20 protein-coding genes are annotated in these 22162 nt (G+C 72.1%); 16 read left to right on the top strand and 4 right to left on the bottom strand.

From position 1 onward, the window contains the following. Positions 1 to 153: 153 nt before the first annotated feature. Entirely contained in the window at positions 154 to 996 is an 843-nt protein-coding gene (locus tag ACFZDE_RS23375; RefSeq protein ID WP_391004564.1) for a MurR/RpiR family transcriptional regulator, read from the top strand. Positions 997 to 1090: 94 nt separating this feature from the next. Then, positions 1091 to 1675: a hypothetical protein gene (locus tag ACFZDE_RS23380; protein WP_391202462.1), complete on the top strand. Its 585-nt coding sequence runs from the start codon at positions 1091 to 1093 to the stop codon at positions 1673 to 1675. Between the two features lie 412 nt (positions 1676 to 2087). Here the strand turns inward: ACFZDE_RS23380 and ACFZDE_RS23385 are convergent, their stop codons facing one another. Then, positions 2088 to 3461 carry a diaminopimelate decarboxylase gene (locus ACFZDE_RS23385; RefSeq protein ID WP_391202465.1) on the bottom strand — a complete coding sequence of 458 codons (1374 nt, stop codon included), beginning with the start codon at positions 3459 to 3461 and terminating at the stop codon, positions 2088 to 2090. A 135-nt stretch (positions 3462 to 3596) separates the two neighbouring features. Here ACFZDE_RS23385 and hutU point away from each other — a divergent pair, with 135 nt between their 5' ends. From hutU to ACFZDE_RS23410, 5 genes are all read left to right on the top strand, one after another. Next, entirely contained in the window at positions 3597 to 5261 is a 1665-nt protein-coding gene (hutU, locus tag ACFZDE_RS23390; RefSeq protein ID WP_391202468.1) for a urocanate hydratase, read from the top strand. A 29-nt stretch (positions 5262 to 5290) separates the two neighbouring features. Beyond that, the gene (locus tag ACFZDE_RS23395) at positions 5291 to 6493 is read left to right on the top strand and encodes an allantoate amidohydrolase (protein ID WP_391202610.1); all 1203 of its coding nucleotides are present in this window, start codon (positions 5291 to 5293) and stop codon (positions 6491 to 6493) included. Then, positions 6484 to 7836, top strand: a complete 1353-nt coding sequence (locus ACFZDE_RS23400; protein WP_391202471.1) for a formimidoylglutamate deiminase — start codon at positions 6484 to 6486, stop codon at positions 7834 to 7836. The genes ACFZDE_RS23395 and ACFZDE_RS23400 overlap by 10 nt, the downstream gene beginning before the upstream one ends. Beyond that, entirely contained in the window at positions 7833 to 9110 is a 1278-nt protein-coding gene (gene hutI, locus ACFZDE_RS23405; RefSeq protein ID WP_391202474.1) for an imidazolonepropionase, read from the top strand. The genes ACFZDE_RS23400 and hutI overlap by 4 nt, the downstream gene beginning before the upstream one ends. 76 nt (positions 9111 to 9186) lie before the next feature. Beyond that, positions 9187 to 9522 carry a hypothetical protein gene (locus ACFZDE_RS23410; RefSeq protein ID WP_391202477.1) on the top strand — a complete coding sequence of 112 codons (336 nt, stop codon included), beginning with the start codon at positions 9187 to 9189 and terminating at the stop codon, positions 9520 to 9522. Positions 9523 to 9637: 115 nt separating this feature from the next. Here the strand turns inward: ACFZDE_RS23410 and ACFZDE_RS23415 are convergent, their stop codons facing one another. Continuing rightward, positions 9638 to 10552, bottom strand: a complete 915-nt coding sequence (locus tag ACFZDE_RS23415; protein ID WP_381428989.1) for an RNA polymerase sigma factor SigF — start codon at positions 10550 to 10552, stop codon at positions 9638 to 9640. 250 nt (positions 10553 to 10802) lie between these two features. Here ACFZDE_RS23415 and ACFZDE_RS23420 point away from each other — a divergent pair, with 250 nt between their 5' ends. The 4 genes from ACFZDE_RS23420 (at position 10803) to ACFZDE_RS23435 (ending at position 14382) form a co-directional block, all read left to right on the top strand. After that, positions 10803 to 11180: an anti-sigma factor antagonist gene (locus ACFZDE_RS23420; protein WP_391004579.1), complete on the top strand. Its 378-nt coding sequence runs from the start codon at positions 10803 to 10805 to the stop codon at positions 11178 to 11180. 242 nt (positions 11181 to 11422) lie between these two features. Continuing rightward, on the top strand, positions 11423 to 11977 hold the full coding sequence (locus ACFZDE_RS23425; protein ID WP_391004581.1) for an ATP-binding protein: 555 nt from the start codon (positions 11423 to 11425) through the stop codon (positions 11975 to 11977). Between the two features lie 316 nt (positions 11978 to 12293). Beyond that, positions 12294 to 13016, top strand: coding sequence for an LPXTG cell wall anchor domain-containing protein (locus ACFZDE_RS23430; RefSeq protein ID WP_391004583.1), 723 nt, complete (start codon positions 12294 to 12296; stop codon positions 13014 to 13016). A 376-nt stretch (positions 13017 to 13392) separates the two neighbouring features. Then, positions 13393 to 14382: a hypothetical protein gene (locus tag ACFZDE_RS23435; protein ID WP_391202480.1), complete on the top strand. Its 990-nt coding sequence runs from the start codon at positions 13393 to 13395 to the stop codon at positions 14380 to 14382. A 58-nt stretch (positions 14383 to 14440) separates the two neighbouring features. On the opposite strand, the gene ACFZDE_RS23440 is transcribed toward ACFZDE_RS23435, so the two are convergent. After that, positions 14441 to 15946, bottom strand: a complete 1506-nt coding sequence (locus ACFZDE_RS23440; protein ID WP_391202483.1) for an oligopeptide:H+ symporter — start codon at positions 15944 to 15946, stop codon at positions 14441 to 14443. A gap of 513 nt (positions 15947 to 16459) precedes the next feature. Between ACFZDE_RS23440 and ACFZDE_RS23445 the strand changes: the two genes are divergently transcribed. Further along, on the top strand, positions 16460 to 17137 hold the full coding sequence (locus ACFZDE_RS23445; RefSeq protein ID WP_062927250.1) for a response regulator transcription factor: 678 nt from the start codon (positions 16460 to 16462) through the stop codon (positions 17135 to 17137). A 28-nt stretch (positions 17138 to 17165) separates the two neighbouring features. Beyond that, on the top strand, positions 17166 to 18440 hold the full coding sequence (locus ACFZDE_RS23450) for an ATP-binding protein (protein ID WP_391004591.1): 1275 nt from the start codon (positions 17166 to 17168) through the stop codon (positions 18438 to 18440). A gap of 24 nt (positions 18441 to 18464) precedes the next feature. Here ACFZDE_RS23450 and ACFZDE_RS23455 read toward each other — a convergent pair whose 3' ends face one another. Beyond that, positions 18465 to 18971 carry a GtrA family protein gene (locus ACFZDE_RS23455; protein ID WP_391202487.1) on the bottom strand — a complete coding sequence of 169 codons (507 nt, stop codon included), beginning with the start codon at positions 18969 to 18971 and terminating at the stop codon, positions 18465 to 18467. A 163-nt stretch (positions 18972 to 19134) separates the two neighbouring features. Between ACFZDE_RS23455 and ACFZDE_RS23460 the strand changes: the two genes are divergently transcribed. Genes ACFZDE_RS23460 through ACFZDE_RS23470 form a run of 3 tightly spaced genes read left to right on the top strand, consistent with a single transcriptional unit; the run spans position 19135 to position 21991 of the window. Continuing rightward, positions 19135 to 20274 carry a 5-(carboxyamino)imidazole ribonucleotide synthase gene (locus tag ACFZDE_RS23460; protein WP_391004595.1) on the top strand — a complete coding sequence of 380 codons (1140 nt, stop codon included), beginning with the start codon at positions 19135 to 19137 and terminating at the stop codon, positions 20272 to 20274. Continuing rightward, a complete protein-coding gene (gene purE, locus ACFZDE_RS23465) occupies positions 20271 to 20798 on the top strand; it encodes a 5-(carboxyamino)imidazole ribonucleotide mutase (protein WP_391004597.1) in 528 nt (175 codons plus the stop codon). The genes ACFZDE_RS23460 and purE overlap by 4 nt, the downstream gene beginning before the upstream one ends. Positions 20799 to 20803: 5 nt before the next feature. Further along, positions 20804 to 21991, top strand: a complete 1188-nt coding sequence (locus tag ACFZDE_RS23470) for a membrane dipeptidase (RefSeq protein WP_391202490.1) — start codon at positions 20804 to 20806, stop codon at positions 21989 to 21991. The last annotated feature ends 171 nt before the right edge of the window (positions 21992 to 22162 follow it).

The raw sequence follows: 22162 nt of genomic DNA on the forward strand, positions 1-22162 counted from the left end.
CACTGGGGTTAGCCCCCGTGTTCCCCGGGGGACGACGCGCCGATCGACCGCCTCCGCGAGGTGGGCGCAGTCGATCGCCGCCCACCCGGCTTGCCGGTCTGCATATGCTCATGCAGAATCCTCAGCTACTGAATAGGCGAGGGGGAGCACGTCATGAGCGTGACCGACAGCCCTGCCGCGCGGCTGCAGGCCCTCTTCGAGGGCCACCGGCTGACGCCGACCCAGCGGCGCATCGCGCACAGCATGGTGCGGCGCGCGGCCGACGTGCCGTTCCTGTCGAGCGTGGAGCTGGCCGAGCTGGCCGGGGTCAGCCAGCCGTCCGTGACCCGGTTCGCCGTCGCCCTCGGCTTCGACGGCTACCCCGCCCTGCGCCGCCATCTGCGCGAGGTCGCTCCCGCCGAACCCGCCGCCGAGGCCGGGTCCCACAACGAGTATCAGCAGGCCGTGGAGGCCGAGATCGAGAATCTGCGGCACCTGGCGGAGGCGCTGGCCGACCCCGGCCCCGTCCAGCGCGCCGGGCGTCTCCTCGCGGGCTCCCGGCCGCTGCTCGTTCTCGGCCTGCGGGCGGCCGCTGCCCAGGCCCACGGTTTCGCCTACTTCGCCGCCAAGGTGCATCCCGACGTACGGCTGCTCGGCGAGGGCGGCACGATGGTCCAGGACCGTATCGACGCCGCCGTCCGGGCCGGGGCGAGCGCGCTGCTCTGTTTCGCGCTGCCCCGGCATCCCCGCGAGGTCGTCGACACCCTCGCCTATGCCAAGGAGGCCGGGCTGACCGTCGTCACGGTCGCCGACTCCGCCTTCGCGCCCGTCGCCAAGGTGTCCGACCTGCTGCTCCCGGCCGCCGTCGGCACCGGCCTCGCCTTCGACACGGCCTGCGCGCCGATGCTGCTCGGCCGGGTGCTGCTGGAGGCCATGTGCGATGACCTGCCCCAGGCGCAGTCCCGCCTGGAGGAGTTCGACACGAAGGCGGCGGCGCGGGGCCTGTTCGTCGACTGACGGTTGACGGCACGGGCGCGTTTTTAAGACTCGTCTCACGTTGCGCCGCTACCGTACGGCTCCCAAAAGGCTTCGGACCGGACGGAGGCTGGACGTGACGCGTGGAGGACAGGGACTGGCCCGAGTGGCCGTCGTCGTACGGGCGGGGGCGGCCCCGCTGTGGTGGCTGGGCGTTCTCGCGGCGGGCATCGGCCTGCTCGCACCGGGCCTGACCGGACGCCGCATCGGCGTCCTGGCCGGAGCGGCCCTCTTCGTCCTGGCGACGGCGACGGTCGCCGGGAGCCGGCGGAAGCGCTACGCGGCACTGGCGGCGGCCGCGGCCCGGGCCGGCAAGCACGACGTGCTCCAGGACCGCGCGGTCACGGTACGCAACTGGCGCCGGGGCCACTGCTGGTGGCTCCTCCTCGCCTTCCTGGCCGCCCTGGGCAGCTCCTTCGCGGTCCCGGCGGCCGGGGGCATGCTCCTGGCCGGCTGCGGCGCGGGCCTGTGGCTGAAGTCGGCCTGGCTGGGCCGCCGCGAGCAGACCGGCGAGGCGCTGCTGTGGGTCCGCGTCGACTGGCTCCGAGGCGGAGCGTCCCACCCGGCCGGCCCACGCGTGAAGGCCTACCGCACCACCGGCATCGCAGCAGGCGACGCAGCCCCGGGCGGAGCCCGAAGGAAGTCACCGGCGCTGGTGTAAAAACCGACGACGGAACAACACCCCAGGGACGCGGAGAACCGCGCGACAACCCACCACGCACGCGAGGCCGGACACCTACGGAACCCCTAACCCCGCCCCTTCAGGGGCGCGGGGAACGGCGCGACAAGCCACCACGCACGCGAGGCCGGACATCTACGGAACCCCTCACCCCGCCCCCTCAGGGGCGCGGGGAACTGCGCGACAAGCCACAACGCACGCGAGGCCGGACATCTACGGAACCCCTCACCCCGCCCCTTCAGGGGCGCGGGGAACTGCGCGACAACCCACCACGCACGCGAGGCCGGACGCCTACGGAACCCCTCACCCCGCTCCCTCAGGGGCGCGGGGAACTGCGCGACAAGCCACAACCCACGCGAGGCCAGACGCCTACGGAACCCCCACCCCGCCCCCGTCAACACAACGCATCCACCTCACCCCCACCCGACTCGGCAACCACCTCCTCCACCGTCTGCGCCCGCCGCACCACCGCGAACCGCCCACCCGGCACAAACCCGTACACCCCCGGCCGCACCAGGGAGTTGTAGCCATAGTGGTGGGCGAAGTAGTACGCCCCGGTGTCCAGCGCCGCCGCGTAGTCCCCCTGCTCCAGCAACGGCATGGACCGCCCCTCCGCCAGCAGATCCCCGGCGAAACAGGCCGGCCCCGCCACGTCCTGCACCACCACCGGCCCCTCCTTGGGCCGCCCCTTCGCGTCGTACGCGGAGATCCGCAACGGCCAGCTCCCCGGGGCGTACACCGTCCGTGCGGCCACCTGCACCCCGGCGTGCGTCACCGCCACCGCCCGCCCACCGGAGGTCTTCGCGTACTCGACCCGCGCCACCACCGTCCCGTGCTTGGCCAGCAGTGACCGCCCGAACTCGGTGACCAGCCCGTACCGCCCGTCCAGCAGCCCCGGCACCTCCTCCGCCAGCAACCGCGCGTACCGCGCATAGGTCGGTGCCGTCTCCTCGGACGCGAAGTTCACCGGCAGGCCGCCGCCGATGTCGAGCGTGTCGACCTGACGCCGCCCGGCCCGCCGGTTGATCTCCTCCGCCAGCGCGTACGTCTCCGCCACACCCCGGACCATGAGGTCCAGCGGGATGCCCTGGGACCCGGTGTGCGCGTGCAGCCTGGTCAGCCAGGGCCGGTCCAGATACGCCTGGACGACCCACTCTCGGGCCCCCTCGTCACGCAGCGCCACCCCGAACTTCGAGGTGGCCGTCGCCGTGGACAACGCCTCGATGGAACCCCCGCCGACCTGCGGATTCACCCGGATCCCCAGCGGGGAGCGGCTGGTCGAGGACCGCAGCAGGGCGTCGATGCGGTCCAGCTCCTGCGGGTTGTCCGCGTTGACGGCGACGCCCAGGGCCAGCGCCTCGCGCAGCTCGGCCGGTGTCTTCGCGGGCGAGTCGAGCACCGTCATCTCCGGCGGCATGCCCGCCGCCCGGGCCAGGGCCAGCTCACCGGGGCTCGCGACCTCCGCCCCGACCCCCTCCTCGCGCAGCAGCCGCAGCACCGGCACGAGCGGGGTCGCCTTCACCGCGAAGGCGTGCAGCACGGGCGTACCCGGCGCCACCACCGCCTCGAACGCCGCCCGCAGCCGCGCCGCCGACTCCCGGATGCCGGTGACGTCCAGCAGCCCGACGATGGGGCTGTCGGGCCCGAGCAGCCCTTGCTCCACGGCGGCCCGCACCGCCTCGTCCCGCCGCGCGGCCCGCCGGGCCCCGGTGTCGTCGGCCCCGTCCGTCCCGTCCCGTCCGATGTCCGTCTCGATGTGTGCGCCCATGCATCCAGCCAAACACCCACGGCGGCGCCGCGCCGACACCCCGACGTATTGACTAGCTCTATTCAGAAGTCCAGGATGTGAATAGAGGCAGCAACACACCGCCGGGAGCACCACGCACCCACCAGGAGGCAGACCATGTCAGGACCACGCCCCGTCCGAGCACCGCGCGGCACGGAACCGAGCGCCCTGGGATGGCAGCAGGAAGCCGCCCTGCGGATGCTCCAGAACAACCTCGACCCCGAGGTCGCCGAGCACCCCGACAAGCTCGTCGTCTACGGCGGCACCGGCAAGGCCGCCCGCGACTGGCGCTCCTTCGACGCCATGGTCCGCACCCTGAAGGGCCTGAAGCAGGACGAGACCATGCTGGTCCAGTCCGGCCGCCCCGTCGGCGTCATGCAGACCCACGAGTGGGCCCCGCGCGTCCTGATCGCCAACTCCAACCTCGTCGGCGACTGGGCCAACTGGGAGGAGTTCCGCCGCCTCGAACACCTCGGCCTGACCATGTACGGGCAGATGACCGCCGGCTCCTGGATCTACATCGGCACCCAGGGCATCCTCCAGGGCACCTACGAGACCTTCGCCGCCGTCGCCGCGAAGAAGTTCGGCGGGACACTGGCCGGGACCATCACCCTGACCGCCGGCCTCGGCGGCATGGGCGGCGCCCAGCCGCTCGCCGTGACCATGAACGACGGCGTGGCGATCTGCGTCGACTGCGACCCGCGCGCCATCGAGCGGCGCATCGAGCACCGCTACCTCGATGTGAAGGCCGACAGCCTCGACCACGCCCTGAAGCTGGCGACCGAGGCACGCGACGCCCGCCGCCCCCTGTCCATCGGCGTCCTCGGCAACGCCGCCGAACTGCTCCCGCAGCTGCTCGCCATGGGCGCCCCCATCGACATCGTGACCGACCAGACCTCGGCCCACGACCCGCTGGCCTACCTGCCGCTGGGCACCGCCTTCGAGGACATGGCCGACGCCGCCGCCAAGGACCCGGCCGGCTTCACCACCCGGGCCCGCGAGTCCATGGCCCGGCACGTCGAGGCCATGGTCGGCTTCATGGACGCCGGCGCCGAGGTCTTCGACTACGGCAACTCCATCCGCGGCGAGGCCCAACTCGCCGGATACGACCGCGCCTTCGCCTTCCCCGGCTTCGTCCCCGCCTACATCCGCCCGCTGTTCTGCGAAGGCAAGGGCCCCTTCCGCTGGGCCGCCCTGTCCGGCGAGGCCTCCGACATCGCCAAGACCGACAAGGCGATCCTCGACCTCTTCCCGGAGAACGAGTCCCTCGCCCGCTGGATCAAGATGGCCGGTGAACGCGTCCACTTCCAGGGCCTGCCCGCCCGCATCTGCTGGCTCGGCTACGGCGAGCGCGACAAGGCCGGTGAGCGCTTCAACGACATGGTCGCGACCGGTGAGCTGGCCGCGCCGGTCGTCATCGGCCGCGACCACCTCGACTGCGGCTCGGTCGCCTCCCCCTACCGCGAGACCGAGGCCATGCTCGACGGATCCGACGCGATCGCCGACTGGCCGCTGCTGAACGCCATGGTCAACGTCGCCTCCGGGGCGTCCTGGGTGTCGATCCACCACGGCGGCGGCGTAGGCATGGGCCGGTCCATCCACGCCGGGCAGGTCACGGTGGCCGACGGCACCGCCCTCGCCGGTGAGAAGATCCGCCGGGTGCTCACCAACGACCCCGGCATGGGCGTCATCCGGCACGTCGACGCCGGGTACGACATCGCCGAGTCGGTGGCGGGGGAGCGCGGCGTCCGCGTCCCGATGCGCGAAGGTGACCCGGCGTGACCCAGAACAGCGGCGGCTCCTTCCACCAGATGTGGCGCGAGCTGCTCCCCCTCGGCAGGCACCCCGGCTCCGGCGGCTACCGGCGCTTCGCCTGGACCGCGGTCGACGGCGAATGCCGGGCCTGGTTCGAGGACCAGGCCCGCTCGCGCGGCCTCACCCACGAGGTCGACCGCAACGGCAACCAGTGGGCCTGGCTCGGCGACCCCACCGCCGGGGACGCCGTCGTCACCGGCTCGCACCTCGACTCCGTGCCCGACGGCGGGGCCTTCGACGGCCCCCTCGGAGTGGTGTCCGCCTTCGCCGCACTGGACGAGCTGCGTCGCAGGGACGCCCGCCTCACCCGGCCCCTCGCCATCGTGAACTTCGGCGACGAGGAGGGCGCCCGGTTCGGGCTCGCCTGCGTCGGGTCCCGGCTCACCGCCGGGCAGCTCACCCGCGCCCAGGCGCACCTGCTCATCGACGGCGACGGCGTGACGCTGCCCCGGGCCATGGAGGCGGCCGGGTACGACCCGGACGCCATCGGGCCGGACCCCGAACGGCTCGCCCGCATCGGCGCCTTCGTCGAACTGCACGTCGAACAGGGCCGGGCCCTGGACCTGTCCGGCGACCGGGTCGGCCTCGCCAGCGCGATCTGGCCGCACGGCCGGTGGCGGTTCGACTTCCGCGGCGAGGCCAACCACGCCGGCACCACCCGGCTCGCCGACCGCCACGACCCCATGCTGTCCTACGCCGAGACCGTCCTCGCCGCCCGGCGCGAGGCCGAACTCGCCGGAGCCGTCGCCACCTTCGGCAAGATCGCCGTCGAACCCAACGGCGTCAACGCCATCCCCTCCCTCGTACGCGGCTGGCTCGACTCCCGGGCCGAGGACCAGGCCGGCCTCGACACCGTCGTCGACGGCATCGAGAAGGCGGCCCGCGGCTACGCGGACGCCCACGGCATCGACCTCGACATCGTCCGCGAGTCCTACACCCCCGTCGTCGAGTTCGACCACGCCCTGCGCGACGAACTCGCCCGCATCCTCGGCACGGACAGCGACCTCACGGTCCCCGTCCTCGGCACCGGCGCGGGACACGACGCCGGGATCCTGTCCGGGAGCATCCCGACCGCCATGCTGTTCGTGCGCAACCCCACCGGCGTCTCCCACTCCCCGGCCGAGTCCGCGAGCGAGGACGACTGCGTCGCCGGGGTACTCGCACTCGCCGACGTACTGGAAGGACTGGCGTGCAGGTGACGACAGCAGCCCCGCGGACCTACTGGCTGGAGCACGCCTGGCTCGGCACCCATGTCGAGCCGGGTGTCGCCCTCGACGTCGCGGACGGCCGCATCACCGCCGTCCGCACCGGCACCCCCACCCCGCCCCCCGGCGCCGAGGTCCTGCGCGGACTCACCCTGCCCGGCCTGGCCAACGCCCACAGCCACGCCTTCCACCGCGCCCTGCGCGGCACCGTCCAGGTCGGCTCCGGCACCTTCTGGACCTGGCGCGAGGTCATGTACACCACGGCCGCCCGGCTCACCCCGGACAGCTACCACGCCCTCGCCCGCGCGGTGTACGCCGAGATGGCCCTGGCCGGCATCACGGCCGTCGGCGAGTTCCACTACGTCCACCACGCCCCCGGCGGCACCCCCTACGCCGACCCCAACGCCATGGGGGAGGCCCTCATCGCGGCCGCGGCCGAGGCCGGCATCCGCATCACCCTCCTCGACACCGCCTACCTCTCCTCCGGCTTCGGACAGCCCCCCACCGCCCACCAGCTCCGCTTCTCCGACGGCGACGCCGAGGCCTGGACCACACGCTGTGCACTTCTCAAGGAACGGGATCACGCACGGATCGGGGCCGCGATCCACTCCGTACGAGCCGTGCCCGCCGAGCAGTTGGAGACCGTCGCACGCTGGGCCGAGGAGCGGCGGGCCCCGCTCCATGTGCACCTGTCCGAGCAGACCGCCGAGAACGACGCCTGCCGGGAGGCCCACGGCTGCACCCCGACCCAGCTCCTCGCCCTGCACGGCGTCCTCGGGCCGCGCACCACCGGCGTCCACAACACCCATCTCACCGCCGAGGACATCTCCCTCATCGGCGCAAGCGGCACCGGCACCTGCATGTGCCCGACCACCGAGCGGGACCTCGCGGACGGCATCGGACCGGCCGTCGCCCTGCAGAACGAGGGCTCCCCGCTCTGTCTCGGCTCCGACAGCCACGCCGTCATCGACCTGCTCGAAGAGGCGCGGGCCATGGAACTGAACGAGCGGCTGCGCACCCGAACCCGAGGTCACTGGACGGCGGCGGCCCTGCTCCGGGCGGCCTCCGTCGACGGCCACGCGGCCCTCGGCTGGGAGGACGCGGGCCTCCTGGAGACCGGCGCGCTCGCCGACTTCACCACCCTCGCGCTCGACTCCGTCAGGACGGCAGGGCCGCTTCCGCGGCTCGGGGCCGAGACGGCCGTATTCGCCGCGTCGGCAGCGGACGTGTCGCATACGGTCGTGGCAGGCCGGCACGTCGTACGGGACGGGGTCCACTCCCTCGTACCGGACGTGCCGCGAGCCCTCGCGGACGCCGTCGAAGCCCTGCGCGGATGAAGCCCGGGAACCCGGGCCACGCATCAGACCCCACCGCCGACCAGGCCACCGAGGACGCCATGAGCAACGCGACGACCGTCAGCCCCGCCCACTCCGCGAGCACCGCGAGCACACTCATCACGAACATCGCCAGCCTGGTCACCAACGACCCCTCCCTCGGTGACAATTCCCCCCTCGGACTGGTCCGGGACGCGGCCGTCGTCATCGAAGGCGACCGCGTCGTGTGGACCGGTGATCACAGCAAAGCACCCGCCACTGACAATCGGGTCGACGCCGGCGGCCGGGCGGTCCTGCCCGGCTTCGTGGACTCCCACTCCCACCTCGTCTTCGCCGGCGACCGGACGCAGGAGTTCAACGCCCGGATGTCCGGGCGGCCGTACAGCGCGGGCGGCATCCGCACCACCGTCGCGGCCACCCGGGCGGCGAGCGACCGGGAACTCGAGGCCAACGTCACCCGTTACCTCGCCGAAGCCCTCCGCCAGGGCACCACCACGTTCGAGACCAAGTCCGGCTACGGCCTGACCGTCGAGGACGAGGCCCGCGCCCTGCGCATCGCCGCCGCCCACACCGACGAGGTCACCTACCTCGGCGCCCACATCGTCCCGCCGGACCACGCCGACGACCCCGCCGGCTATGTCGCCCTGGTCACCGGCGAGATGCTCGACGCCTGCGCCCCGCACGCCCGCTGGATCGACGTCTTCTGCGAGAAGGGCGCCTTCGACGGCGACCAGGCCCGCGCCGTCCTCACCGCAGGCAAGGCCAGGGGCCTGCACCCCCGTATCCACGCCAACCAGCTCTCCTACGGCCCCGGCGTGCAGCTCGCCGTCGAGCTCGACGCGGCCAGCGCCGACCACTGCACCCACCTCACGGACGCCGACGTGGACGCCCTGGCTTCCGGCCGTACGGTCGCCACCCTGCTGCCCGGCGCCGAGTTCTCCACGCGGGCGGCATGGCCGGACGCGCGGCGCCTGCTGGACGCGGGCGTCACGGTCGCGCTGTCCACCGACTGCAACCCCGGCTCGTCCTTCACCTCGTCCGTCCCGTTCTGCGTCGCGCTGGCCGTACGGGACATGGGGATGACCCCGGACGAGGCCGTGTGGTCGGCGACCGCGGGCGGCGCGGCGGCCCTGCGGCGCGACGACGTCGGCCGCCTCACCCCGGGCGCCTACGCGGACCTGACGCTCCTCGACGCCCCCAGCCATGTCCACCTCGCCTACCGCCCCGGTGTCCCGCTGGTCAGCGGGGTGTGGCGGCGGGGGCAGCGCGTGGTGTGATCACCGGCCCGCGATAATGCGATGCCGCGTCGGACGAACGGAACGACCGACCGGCATCGGCGAAGGGCGGGGACACATGGGGCAGGGACGGTGGGCGGGGCACTGGTCGGCACCCCTCGTGGTGAACGTCCTGCTCGGGATCCCGGGCGTGGTGCCGATCTGGCTGCTCTGGTACGTCGCGGCGAACTGGCCGCTCGCCGACGCCGGCTGGACCATGCGGGAACCCACCGAGAACGACGGCATCGCCCCCGCGCTCGTGATCGCGGTCCCCGTGGTCACGCTGTACGTCCTGATCTGGTGGCTCGCCAACAGCCCGCTGCGGCGCCGCACGGCGCTCGCCCCGCACACCTACTGGCTGCTGAGCCTGACGGCCCCGCTGCTGCCGACGGCCGCGCTGTTCCTCAACTCCTGAGACGCCGCCGGGCAGACCCCTGACGGGCCCCCGCGACACCACCGGTGGCACGCGCCCGGGGGCGGGCCGTCCGGCCCGCCCCCGAGGGACACGTACACCAGGGGTCGTTCGAGGGTCACTCCTCGACGGTCAGTCCCTTGCGCAGCCGCACCAGCGTCCGCGACAGCAGACGCGAGACGTGCATCTGCGAGATGCCCAGCTCCTCGCCGATCTCCGACTGGGTCATGCCCGCGACGAAGCGCAGGGACAGGATCTTCCGGTCGCGCGGCGGGAGTTCCGCGATCAGCGGCTTCAGCGACTCGACGTACTCGATGCCTTCGAGCCCGTGGTCCTCGTAGCCGATGCGGTCCGCGAGAGCGCCCTCGGAGTCGTCCTCCTCCGGCTGGGCGTCCAGCGAGGAGGCCGTGTAGGCGTTCGAGGCTGCCATGCCCTCGACGACCTCGTCGTTGGAGATCCCGAGACGCTCCGCCAGCTCGGCCACCGTGGGGGCGCGGTCGAGCTTCTGGGCCAGCTCGTCCCCGGCCTTGGCCAGGTCCAGCCGCAGCTCCTGCAGACGACGCGGAACGCGCACGGACCACGAGGTGTCACGGAAGAAGCGCTTGATCTCGCCGACGATGGTCGGCATGGCGAACGTGGGGAACTCCACACCGCGGGACAGCTCGAAGCGGTCGATCGCCTTGATGAGGCCGATGGTGCCGACCTGGATGATGTCCTCCATCGGCTCGCTGCGGGAGCGGAACCGGGAGGCGGCGAACTTGACGAGCGCGAGGTTCAGTTCGACGAGCGTGTTGCGGACGTACGAATACTCGTGGGTCCCTTCCTCCAGCGTCTCCAGACGCTCGAAGAGGGTCTTGGACAGCGCCCGGGCGTCGACCGCGTCGACTTCCTCGTACGGGGGGATGTCCGGAAGACCGGAGAGGAGGTCGTCCTGTGTGACGAGCATCTCGACCTGCTCGATGGGATCCAGATGTTCCGGAGGGGGTGTCGACGCCGCTTTGTGGGTACGCGAGTCGTCGAGCCGGGGTGACATGATGTCCTCCATCGTTCTCGGCATATGGCTGCCGGAGCCGTTAGGTGCACTGCGGTGTGCGGCGCCTCCAAAGCCGGCCGTGTCGGGTACGTGTCCTTACTAGGCCTACCCGCTTTCCCGAGCCCACCGCAAGTGCGTTCTGTGGGCATATGTCCGTTTGTGTGTAGTTGTTCGGGTGTCGGACCGTGCGGGGAAGGCGTAGTGTTCGAGGGCGTCAGCAACCACCTCGACGTCGGGAGAGAGAGACGGCATGGACCGCGGGACGGTCGGCAGCGCACAGTCTGGCCGGCTTCTGGTGGAGGTGCGGGAAGAGGGCTCTAGCGCCGTCGTGACCCCGGCGGGTGAGTTGGATCACCACACCGCCGATCTGTTGCGTGAGCCACTCGACGACTGCCTCGCCAAAGGATTCAAGCGCCTGATCATCGATTGCGCACGCCTGGAGTTCTGTGACTCCACGGGACTCAACGTGCTCCTCGGTGCGCGGCTGAAGGCGGAGGCCGCCGGTGGCGGCGTCTCGCTCGTCGCCATGCAGCCGGTGGTGGCCCGCGTCTTCGAGATCACCGGCGCGGATGCGGTCTTCAGCGTCCACGACTCGCTCGAGGCGGCCCTGACCGACGAGTCGGGCTGACCTGCCGTGCGTCGGCGCGCGGTGCCTCGGCCATCCCCCTGTGACCGGTGTCCCAGCCCCGTCACGTCTTTCGTGCCGAATACATGGGTGTTCAGTCGGTCCGCCAGGGCAGGAGACATCCTGAACCTGTAGGTCGCCGGGGTGGCGGGGCGCCGTGAAACCGACGTGCCGCGCGCTGTGTGACCGACTGTGTAGTGAATGTTGTGAATCGTGAACTGGTGAATCGGTGAGGTGAAGCGCTGATGAGCACCACCCGGCCTTACCCGCCGGGCGACCGCGGGCCGGAGCCCAGCGGCGCTTCCGGGGCGTCCGAGGGTGGCGTAGCGGCGGCCGGTGCGGCCGGAGAGGGCGTGGGTGCGCCGTCCGGAGCCGCGGCGCCGCCGGGGGGTCGGCAGGTGCGCCGGCTGAGCTTCGAGGACCAGAGCGGCGTGGTGCCGCTCGCCCGTGACTTCACCCGCCAGGCGCTGTACGCGTGGGGCTGGCTGCCCGCCGCCTCCGCCGACCAGCGGGCCGCCGCCGAGGACGTGCTGCTGGTCGTCTCCGAGCTGGTCACCAACGCCTGCCTGCACGCCGAGGGGCCGGATCAGCTGCTGATCACCTGCGACAACAAGGTGATCCGCGTGGAGGTCACCGACCGGGGCACCGGCCAGCCCGCCCCTCGTACCCCGCACCGCGCGGGGCGCCCGGGTGGCCATGGCATGTTCATCGTCCAGCGCCTGTGCCTGGACTGGGGCGTCGTCCGTGCGCCGGGCGTCTCCGGCAAGACGGTCTGGGCGGAACTGGGCGCACCGGCCTGATCGCGGGGAGTACGCGTTCCGGCTCCGCTGTGTGCCCGGCCCGTCTCGTGGTGCGCCCGACCGGCCTGGGGGTGCGACTGTCCGGTCGTGACCATTCCTGTCCGGTATGGGTCGTATCTGCTGCTTTCGGGTCCCGGTGAGCGCCCTTGGTGCGCCCGAACGGGTGACGACCCCGCATCGGACCTCTTACGCCACTCACCGCGCGCCGGATCCCCACGGATCCGGCGCGCACTGCGTCTTCCTTCCTCAAGGCCCCGGGCGTACCTTGACGGCCCGATCTGATACGCCGTCAGGAAACAGGAAGGGGAGCGGCACCGTGTCGTACCGCAAACGAACCGCCGCGCTCGCGTCCGCCGCGGCCCTGGCCGGCTCGGCGGTGTGGATGGCCGCCCCCGTCGCCCGGGCCGAGGTCGTCGACGTCAACTACCAGTGCAAGACGCCGATAGGCGACAAGAGTGCCGTCTCGCCCATCGACATCAAGGGTGTCGAGAGTGGCAACGGCTACCGGATCACCATGTCCTGGCAGAAGGGCGTCTCCTCCAGCCCGGTCGAACTGGGCAAGGGCGCGATGACGCCGAGCGCCACCATCGCCCTGGGCGGTGCCGACAGCGGCACCCTGGCGGTGTCCGGGCCCGCCAACGACGCCGCGATCCCGGCCAATACGCCGATCAAGATCAGCGATCTGAGCGGCACGTACACGCCGAAGAAGAGCGGCAAGGTGACCTTCACGGCCGGTGTGCTCACCATCAAGGCACTCGGCACGACGACCACGTGCACCCCGACGAACGACCCGGGCCCGTCCCTCACCCTGGACGTCAGCGCCGGGAGCGGGGGCGGGAGCGGGGGTGGCTCCGGCGGTTCCACCCAGGGCGGCGGCACCGGCGGGGACACCGGGGATGCCGGTGCCGGGCTGCCGCGGACCGGACCCGAGGACTCGGCCGTCGCCCTCGGCACCCTCGGCGGCACGGTCCTGCTCGCCGGAGCGGCGGGCGCACTGTGGCTGACGCGACGTCATCAGGGGGCCAGGGCCGACCGTTGACGGCGGCGCACCCTGTCTGGCGGGGGTGCGGCCGGTTTCCGAACCGCACGGGGGCGATCCGGGCGCCTGCCCGCGGGGCGCGCTCCGGCAGCACCTGCGCGAGTCGCGGCCCGGCAGCACCCCTCCTCGCAGGCTGCGGTCCTGCACCCCTCCTCGCGGGCCGCGGTCATGCAACCCGCCCCCGCAGCCCGCCCGCACGCCGCCGTCATGCCCCCGCCGCCACACCGCAACTCCGCCCGCCCGCTCGTACGTCCGCGCAGCAGCACCGCACAGCACAGCACCACACCCGCGCCACCCGACTGTGAAGCAGCACCCCACCCGGCCGCCCGCCCGCACCGCACATCCGTTGGAGCCGCCGATGTCGCCGATATCGCCGATGTCGCCCGTCGTTCGTCCGACGTACGTGTCGCTCACGGTGCTGGTCGCCCTGCTGCTGGTCCTGGCGGGAGCCGGGGTCGCGCGGGGTGCGGAGCGGCCCGTCGTCGAGCTGGACAGGGCCCAGGCCGGAACCGGCGGTTCGGTCACCGTCAGCGGCAGCGGCTGGCGGCCCCGGGCCCTGCTCACGCTGCTCGTGTGCGGGCAGGCCGAGCCGAAGCGGGGCGTGACCGGTGGCACCAACTCCTGTGCCAACGCCGACGGCCGGGCCGTCACCACCGGCTCCGACGGGCGCTTCCGCCGCGAACTGCCCGTCGTGGAGCCGCCCGTGCCGTGCCCCTGCGTGGTGCACGTGGCGACGGTGACCGGACGCGGTGCCGAGGCCGACGCCGCCCTCCAGGTCGCCGGGCACGCCGTCGAGCCGCTGCCCGCGGACGCGGCCGGTGGGCGGCTGTCCCTGCTCGCGGACACCCGGCTGCGGGGCTCCGGCGGTCTGCTCACCTGGTTCGGCTCCCCGCCCGAGCGGACCCTCGTGGTCACCGTCGGCAACGTCGGCACGTCCCCCGTGAAGAACCCGGTCTTCCAGGTCGGCACCTCCCACGGCGTGTTCGCCCCGCAGTGGCAGGACCAGCGGTGGCGCGGCACGATCCGGCCCGGGGGCGAGGCCCGTATCGAGCTGCCGGTGGAGCTCGGAGCCGGGGCGCACGGCGACTACACCGTGTCGCTGAAGTACGGCGGCAAGGTGCTCGCCGAGCACCCCTGGGGCGTGGGGCGGCCCTGGGGCGTGACCCTGTTCTGGGTCCTCGTCCTGCTCGTCGTCCCGGCGGCGCTGCTGCGCGCGGCCCTGGCCGTGATCGACCACGTACGACCGCGCCGCCCCGGCCACGCGGCCCGCCCGCCCCGCCGGGTGGGGCCGCTCATGGCCCGCCGGGCCTCGGCCGAGCCCTGGTTCGCCCCGGACGCCGACCCGCCGCGCCCGCCCGGGACATGAGGAAGGGCCGCCACACCCGGGGTGCGGCGGCCCTTCTCCAGACGTCGGACGGCGCTGATCAGCGGACGTCGCCCATCATGGCCTTGACCTTCTTGCGGTACATGAACACCGCGAAACCGGCGACCACGGCGAGCGCCGCCTCCAGCGCCACGAAGCCCGTCCGGTCGAGGTTGACCCCGCCGACGGCCGGGTTGGACAGCAGCGCGGTGACGGAGTCGCCCGCGGTGACCGCGAGGAACCAGACGCCCATCATCTGCGAGGCGTACTTCGCCGGAGCCATCTTCGTCGTCACCGACAGTCCCACCGGGGACAGCGTCAGCTCACCGACGGTCTGCACGAAGTAGATCGCGACCAGCCACATCGCCGCGGCCTTGTGACCGCCCTCGGCGATCGACAGCGGGGCGAGGAAGAGGAAGAAGGACGCACCCACCAGCACCAGGCCGGAGGCGAACTTCACGATGGTGCTCGGCTCCTTGCCGCGGCGGTTCAGCCACAGCCACAGCCAGGCGAAGACCGGGGCCAGCGCCATGATCAGGACCGGGTTGACCGACTGGTACCAGGAGACCGGGAACTCCCAGCCGAAGATCGTGTTGTCGGCCTTGTCGCTGGCGAAGAGCGACAGGGTCGAGCCGCCCTGGTCGTAGATCATCCAGAAGACGGCGGCGGCGACGAAGAACCAGATGTACGCCGACACCTTCGACCGCTCGCCGGAGCCCAGGTCCTTGTCGCGCAGGATGCGGGAGATGACCAGGATCGGCACGAGCAGGCCGAGGAGCGTCAGCGGGATCAGTGCCCAGTTCAGGGTGAAGTGACCGGTGCCGCCGACCAGGCCGTAGAAGACCACGGCGATGGCCAGCCAGATCAGGCCCTTGCGCAGGGTGGACGCCTTCTCGGCGGGCGACAGCGGGGTCGGGACCACGCTGCTCCTGGCGTCCAGGTGGCGGCCGCCGAGCAGGAACTGGACGAGGCCGAGCGCCATGCCGAGCGCGGCCAGCGCGAAGCCCAGGTGCCAGTTGACGTTCTCCCCGACGGTGCCGATGACCAGCGGCGCGACGAAGGCGCCGAGGTTGATGCCGATGTAGAAGACCGTGAAGCCACCGTCGCGGCGCGGGTCGTCCGGGCCGTCGTAGAGGTGGCCGACCATCGTGGAGATGTTGGCCTTCAGCAGACCGGAACCGATGGCGACCAGGCCCAGGCCGACGTAGAAGCTCGCGGCGGCGGGCAGCGCCAGGCACAGGTGGCCGAGCATGATGACCACGCCCGCGACGGCGACCGTCTTGCGGGGGCCGAGCACCCGGTCGGCGAACCAGCCGCCGGGCAGGGTGAGCAGGTACACCAGCGACAGGTACACGGCGTAGATCGCCGTCGCCGTGCCCGCGGGAAGGTGCAGGCCGCCGGGGGCCACCAGATACAGCGGGAGCAGGGCCCTCATGCCGTAGTAGGAGAAGCGCTCCCACATCTCGGTCATGAACAGAGTGGCCAGTCCGCGGGGGTGGCCGAAGAAGGTCTTCTCGGAACCGGGGGTGCCCGGTCGGGCCGAGTCCTTCGTCAGGCTGGACGCCATGGTCGTTCCTTGCTGCTCGGGACGCGCCCCGCGGCAGCGGTGGTGCGCCCGGTGGGGGGCTGCCGGCACCGGTGGGTACGGCCGTCCGCCCGACGCCTACGGGGGTCCGCTCCGGGTCACGAAGCGGTGGGCGGTCGCCACCGGGATCCACGCCTCTACGCGCGTCGCCGCACTACGAGGCCCGGCCACAGGTCGTTTCCGTCGGGGCCGGCGGGAACCGGCCCGCACACAAAAGAGACCTTCAGGGCAAATGCCTCCGAAGGTCGCCGTGGTGCTACAGGCGCTGAATCACCATACGGCAGGACACCGCCGCATATGGAAGAGCTTGAGACACGGATCACAGGTTGCAACGCAACCGCACGCCGGTTTCCAAGGTCCTTACTACGATCTCACCTCATAGGCGGAGGGTCGGTGCCCCTACCCCCGCTTCGTAAGAACCGGGTATGACAGCGGTAAGAATCAAGGATTCCGGTCACACCCCAGCTCAGGGCGTCGCAGGTCTACCATCACCTCATGACCCGTGTACTGCTCGCCGAGGACGATGCGTCCATCTCGGAGCCGCTGGCCCGCGCTCTGCGCCGGGAGGGCTACGAGGTCGAGGTCCGCGAGGACGGACCCACCGCTCTCGACGCCGGACTGCAGGGCGGCATCGACCTGGTCGTGCTCGACCTCGGCCTGCCCGGCATGGACGGCCTGGAGGTGGCCCGCCGCCTGCGGGGCGAGGGCCACGCCATCCCGATCCTCATCCTGACCGCGCGCGCCGACGAGGTGGACACCGTCGTCGGGCTCGACGCGGGCGCCGACGACTACGTCACCAAGCCGTTCCGGCTGGCCGAACTGCTCGCCCGCGTGCGGGCCCTGCTGCGGCGCGGCGCCTCCGAGCCGCAGCAGCCGCCCGCCACGCACGGCGTGCGCATCGACGTCGAGTCGCACCGCGCCTGGATGGGCGAGGAGGAGCTCCAGCTCACCGCCAAGGAGTTCGACCTGCTGCGGGTGCTGGTGCGCGACGCGGGCCGGGTCGTCACCCGCGACCAGCTGATGCGGGAGGTCTGGGACACGACGTGGTGGTCGTCGACCAAGACCCTCGACATGCACATCTCCTGGCTGCGCAAGAAGCTCGGCGACGACGCGGCCAACCCCCGCTACATCGCCACCGTGCGCGGCGTGGGTTTCCGTTTCGAGAAGAGCTGAGCCGCGAGGCGGGCTCGGGTAACAGGACATGCGTCGCCGACTGATCCAGTCCACGCTCGCCGTGGTGCTCGTCGTGATCGCCGTCTTCGGCGTCTCCCTCGTCATCGTCGAGACCCGGACGATCAGCAACAGCGCCCAGGAACGGGTGGAGTCCGAGGCCGTCCGGCTCGCCAGCATCGTCGACAGCCGGCTCTTCGGGGCGCAGCAGGTCGACGCCGAGGTGCTGCGCGAGCAGGTCACGCAGAACCACTACTACGCCGTGATCCGCATCCCCGGGGAGGCGCCCATCGAGGTGGGCACCCAGCCCGCCGGGGACGTCATCAGCGCGACCGCGCCCGGCGAGGAGGGCGAGACCGTCACCGTCCAGGAGCCGCGCTCCTCGGTGACCCGTGAGGTCGGCCGCACCCTGCTGATCATCGCGCTGGTCGCGCTGCTCGCGGTCGTGGCCGCGGTCCTGCTGGCCGTCCGCCAGGCGAACCGGCTGGCGTCGCCGCTGACCGACCTCGCGGAGACGGCCGAGCGGCTCGGCTCGGGCGATCCACGGCCCCGGCACAAGCGGTACGGGGTGCCCGAGCTGGACCGGGTGGCGGACGTGCTGGACGGCTCCGCCGAGCGCATCGCCCGCATGCTCACCGCCGAACGCCGTCTGGCCGCCGACGCCTCCCACCAGCTGCGCACTCCGCTCACCGCCCTGTCGATGCGGCTGGAGGAGATCACCCTCACCGACGACCTGGACACGGTGAAGGAGGAGGCGACGATCGCGCTGACGCAGGTCGAGCGGCTCACGGACGTCGTGGAGCGGCTGCTGACGAACTCCCGCGATCCGCGCACCGGCTCCGCCGTCTCCTTCGACCTCGACGAGGTCATCCAGCAGCAGCTCGCGGAGTGGCGCCCGGCGTACCGCAGCGCGGGCCGGGCGATCGTCAGCTCCGGCAAACGGCACCTGCGCGCGGTGGGCACGCCCGGCGCGGTCGCGCAGGTGCTGGCCGCGCTGATCGAGAACTCCCTCATGCACGGCGGCGGCACGGTGGCCCTGCGCACCCGCGTCACCGGCAACCAGGCGGTCATCGAGGTCACGGACGAAGGCCCCGGCATTCCCGCCGACCTCGGCGCCCGGATCTTCGAGCGGGCGATCAGCGGCCGCAACTCCACGGGCATCGGCCTGGCCGTGGCCCGCGACCTGGCGGAGGCCGACGGAGGCCGCCTGGAGATGCTCCAGACCAAGCCCCCGATCTTCGGCCTGTTCCTGTCCCGCACCCCCCTGTCCAGGGCCGAGGGCGACGAGGAACCGACGGTCCGCTGAGACCGGGCCGGACCTGGAGGGCGGCTACGGCACCTGCTGCTTCGCCTTCGCGGGGACGGCCGGCTCGCCGCGCAGCACCGGGGCCGGGGCGGCCGCCGTCTCGCGGGCGGGCAGTGTCCGGAAGACCCAGGAGCGGTAGGACCAGAAGCGGAACAGGGTCGCGATGCCGATGCCCAGGAACTTGAAGACGTTGTTCTGCAGCGGGGTGTTCCAGCCGAAACCGTAGGTGGCCGCGTACAGGACGCCGTTCTCGATGACCAGGCCGATCGCGCTGAACAGCAGGAAGAGAGTCATCTCACGGGTACGGCCACTCTTGTCGCGGTCGCGGTACGTGAAGTAGCGGAAGCCGACGTAGTTGAAGACGATCGCGACGACGGTCGCGATCACGCTCGCGCGCACCACCTGGAGGTCGGTGGTGTGCCGCACCAGGTTGAAGACAGCGAGGTTGACCAGCACTCCCGCGCCGCCCACCGCGCCGAACTTGGCGACTTCGCGGACGATCCGCCGGAGCCGAGAGGCACCATGTCCCATGGTCGTACAGGCCCCCGTCCGGTCGTCGGCGTCAACCCAGCCATGCTAACCACCCTCCCGCGCGATCTTCCTGCGGATACCGGTGGACCGCCGGAGAAGGTCCGCGAGGCCCCGGGGAGGGACAGGAAACCGGCCACCCTGGCGCGGCCGATACCCTGAGGGAGTGACGTTCCCCGTAGTCGGCATGGTCGGCGGTGGCCAGCTCGCTCGTATGACACACGAGGCGGGCATCCCGCTGGGCATCAGGTTCAAGCTCCTCAGTGACACCCCGCAGGACTCCGCTGCGCAGGTCGTGAGCGATGTCGTCGTCGGCGACCATCGCGATCTCGACACGCTGCGCGAGTTCGCCCGTGGGTGCGATGTGATCACCTTCGATCACGAACACGTGCCCACCGAGCACCTCCGGGCCCTGGAGGCGGACGGCATCCCCGTGCGCCCCGGCCCCGACGCGCTCGTGCACGCCCAGGACAAGGGGGTGATGCGCGCGAAGCTCGACGCGATCGGCGTCCCCTGCCCCCGGCACCGGATCGTGACCGACCCGCGGGACGTGGCCGCCTTCGCGGCCGAGGGCGACGGATTCCCGGTCGTCCTCAAGACCGTCCGCGGCGGCTACGACGGCAAGGGCGTGTGGGTCGTCGACTCCGCCGAGGAGGCCGCCGAGCCGTTCAAGGCCGGTGTCCCGGTGCTCGCCGAGGAGAAGGTCGACTTCCTGCGCGAGCTCGCCGCCAACGTGGTCCGCTCACCGCACGGCCAGGCCGTGGCCTACCCGGTGGTCGAGTCCCGGCAGGTCGACGGCGTCTGCGACACCGTCATCGCCCCGGCCCCCGACCTCGACGAGTCCCTCGCCCTGGCGGCCTCCGAGATGGCGCTGAAGATCGCCAAGGAGCTCGGCGTCGTCGGGCACCTCGCGGTCGAGCTGTTCCAGACCCGCGACGGTCGCATCCTCGTCAACGAACTCGCGATGCGCCCGCACAACTCCGGCCACTGGTCGATGGACGGCGCCGTCACCAGCCAGTTCGCCAACCACGTCCGCGCGGTCCTGGACCTGCCCCTGGGCGACCCGCGCCCGCGCGCCGCGTGGACGGTCATGGTCAACGTCCTCGGCGGCGACTACCCGGACATGTACTCCGCGTACCTGCACTGCATGGCCCGCGACCCCCAGCTCAAGATCCACATGTACGGCAAGGACGTGAAGCCCGGCCGCAAGGTCGGACACGTCAACACCTACGGCGACGACCTGGACGACGTGCTGGAGCGCGCCCGTCACGCTGCCGGCTACCTGAGAGGCACCATCACCGAATGAGCCCTGTTGTTGGCATCGTCATGGGGTCGGACTCCGACTGGCCCGTCATGGAGGCCGCCGCCAAGGCCCTCGACGAGTTCGAGATCGCCTACGAGGTCGACGTCGTCTCCGCGCACCGCATGCCGCGCGAGATGGTCGCCTACGGCGAGCAGGCCGACGGCCGCGGGCTCAAGGTGATCATCGCCGGGGCGGGCGGCGCCGCCCACCTGCCCGGCATGCTCGCCTCCGTGACCCCGCTGCCCGTCATCGGCGTGCCCGTGCCGCTGAAGTACCTCGACGGCATGGACAGCCTGCTGTCCATCGTGCAGATGCCGGCCGGTGTCCCCGTCGCCACGGTCTCCGTCGCCGGTGCCCGCAACGCCGGGCTGCTCGCCGCCCGCATCCTCGCCGCCCACGACGAGGAACTGCGCGGCCGGATGCGCGACTTCCAGCAGGAGCTGAACGACCAGGCCACCGAGAAGGGCAAGCGCCTGCGCGCCAAGGTCGAGGGCGCGGGCGGATTCGGCTTCGGCGCGGGGAAGTGACGACGATGACCTCCGAGGAGGCAGCCCGGGAACTCCTGCGCGAGTTCCCGGTCGTCGACGGCCACAACGACCTGCCGTGGGCGCTGCGCGCACAGGTCCGCTACGACCTCGACGCCCGCGACATCGCCACCGACCAGAGCGCCCATCTGCACACCGACATCCCCCGGCTGCGCGCGGGCGGGGTCGGCGCCCAGTACTGGTCGGTGTACGTCCGCACGGACGCGCCCGACCCGGTCGCCGCCACCCTCGAACAGATCGACTGCGTACGGCAGTTGCTGACCCGCCACCCCGGGGACCTGCGCCCCGCGCTCACCGCCGCCGACATGGAGGCCGCGCGCCGGGAGGGCCGGATCGCCTCCCTCATGGGAGCGGAGGGCGGCCACTCCATCGCGGGCTCCCTGGGCACCCTGCGCGGCCTGTACGGCCTCGGTGTGCGGTACATGACCCTCACCCACAACGACAACGTCGCCTGGGCGGACTCCGCGACCGACGAACCGAGGGCCGGTGGCCTGACCGCGTTCGGCCGTGAGGTCGTCCGGGAGATGAACCGGCTCGGCATGCTCGTCGACCTCTCCCACGTGGCGGCGACGACCATGCGGGACGCGCTCGACACGAGCTCCGCCCCCGTGATCTTCTCCCACTCCTCCGCCCGGGCCGTGTGCGACCACCCGCGCAACGTGCCCGACGACGTCCTTCAGCGGCTGCCCGCCAACGGCGGTATGGCGATGGTGACGTTCGTGCCGAAGTTCGTGCTCCAGGCGGCCGTGGACTGGACGGCCGCGGCCGACGAGAACATGCGCGCCCACGGCTTCCACCACCTCGACACCACCCCGGAGGCCATGAAGGTCCACCGCGCGTTCGAGGAGCGGCACCCGCGCCCGGTCGCGACGGTGTCGACGGTCGCCGACCACCTGGACCACATGCGCGAGGTCGCCGGTGTCGACCACCTCGGCATCGGCGGCGACTACGACGGCACGGCCTTCACCCCCGACGGCCTCTCCGACGTCTCCGGCTACCCCAACCTCCTCGCCGAACTCCTCGACCGCGGCTGGTCCAAGGCCGATCTGGCCAAGCTGACCTGGAAGAACGCGGTGCGGGTGCTGGACGCGGCGCAGGACGTCGCCCGGGGACTTCAGGCGACGCGGTCACCGTCCAACGCCACGATCGAGTCACTGGACGGGCCGGCCGGCTGATCGTCGGGGGCGGGGTGGCCGGTGCGGCCGGTCGCCCCGCCCACGTACCTGAGACAGCGGTCACGCATCTCGTCGAGCGGCGCCCGCCCGCGAGTCCCGGGCCGTACTCCGAACGCCCCGCCCACCAGGAACCACTCCCCGCTCCGTGCGACGGTGACCGTACCTCACGAA

Origin of the sequence: Streptomyces sp. NPDC007929, from assembly GCF_042959065.1 — a bacterium.
In the GTDB taxonomy this organism is placed as follows: Bacteria; Actinomycetota; Actinomycetes; order Streptomycetales; family Streptomycetaceae; genus Streptomyces.

Excerpts from the sequence above, each read along its gene's own strand:
- ACFZDE_RS23395 (WP_391202610.1), top strand. The coding sequence starts at position 5,291 with ATGTGGCGCGAGCTGCTCCCCCTCGGCAGGCACCCCGGCTCCGGCGGC.
- hutI (WP_391202474.1), top strand. The coding sequence starts at position 7,833 with ATGAAGCCCGGGAACCCGGGCCACGCATCAGACCCCACCGCCGACCAG.
- ACFZDE_RS23415 (WP_381428989.1), bottom strand. The coding sequence starts at position 10,552 with ATGTCACCCCGGCTCGACGACTCGCGTACCCACAAAGCGGCGTCGACA.
- ACFZDE_RS23450 (WP_391004591.1), top strand. The coding sequence starts at position 17,166 with ATGCGTCGCCGACTGATCCAGTCCACGCTCGCCGTGGTGCTCGTCGTG.
- ACFZDE_RS23410 (WP_391202477.1), top strand. The coding sequence starts at position 9,187 with ATGGGGCAGGGACGGTGGGCGGGGCACTGGTCGGCACCCCTCGTGGTG.
- ACFZDE_RS23425 (WP_391004581.1), top strand. The coding sequence starts at position 11,423 with ATGAGCACCACCCGGCCTTACCCGCCGGGCGACCGCGGGCCGGAGCCC.
- ACFZDE_RS23375 (WP_391004564.1), top strand. The coding sequence starts at position 154 with ATGAGCGTGACCGACAGCCCTGCCGCGCGGCTGCAGGCCCTCTTCGAG.
- ACFZDE_RS23440 (WP_391202483.1), bottom strand. The coding sequence starts at position 15,946 with ATGGCGTCCAGCCTGACGAAGGACTCGGCCCGACCGGGCACCCCCGGT.
- ACFZDE_RS23455 (WP_391202487.1), bottom strand. The coding sequence starts at position 18,971 with ATGGGACATGGTGCCTCTCGGCTCCGGCGGATCGTCCGCGAAGTCGCC.
- ACFZDE_RS23445 (WP_062927250.1), top strand. The coding sequence starts at position 16,460 with ATGACCCGTGTACTGCTCGCCGAGGACGATGCGTCCATCTCGGAGCCG.
- ACFZDE_RS23385 (WP_391202465.1), bottom strand. The coding sequence starts at position 3,461 with ATGGGCGCACACATCGAGACGGACATCGGACGGGACGGGACGGACGGG.
- ACFZDE_RS23470 (WP_391202490.1), top strand. The coding sequence starts at position 20,804 with ATGACCTCCGAGGAGGCAGCCCGGGAACTCCTGCGCGAGTTCCCGGTC.
- hutU (WP_391202468.1), top strand. The coding sequence starts at position 3,597 with ATGTCAGGACCACGCCCCGTCCGAGCACCGCGCGGCACGGAACCGAGC.
- ACFZDE_RS23435 (WP_391202480.1), top strand. The coding sequence starts at position 13,393 with ATGTCGCCCGTCGTTCGTCCGACGTACGTGTCGCTCACGGTGCTGGTC.
- ACFZDE_RS23420 (WP_391004579.1), top strand. The coding sequence starts at position 10,803 with ATGGACCGCGGGACGGTCGGCAGCGCACAGTCTGGCCGGCTTCTGGTG.
- purE (WP_391004597.1), top strand. The coding sequence starts at position 20,271 with ATGAGCCCTGTTGTTGGCATCGTCATGGGGTCGGACTCCGACTGGCCC.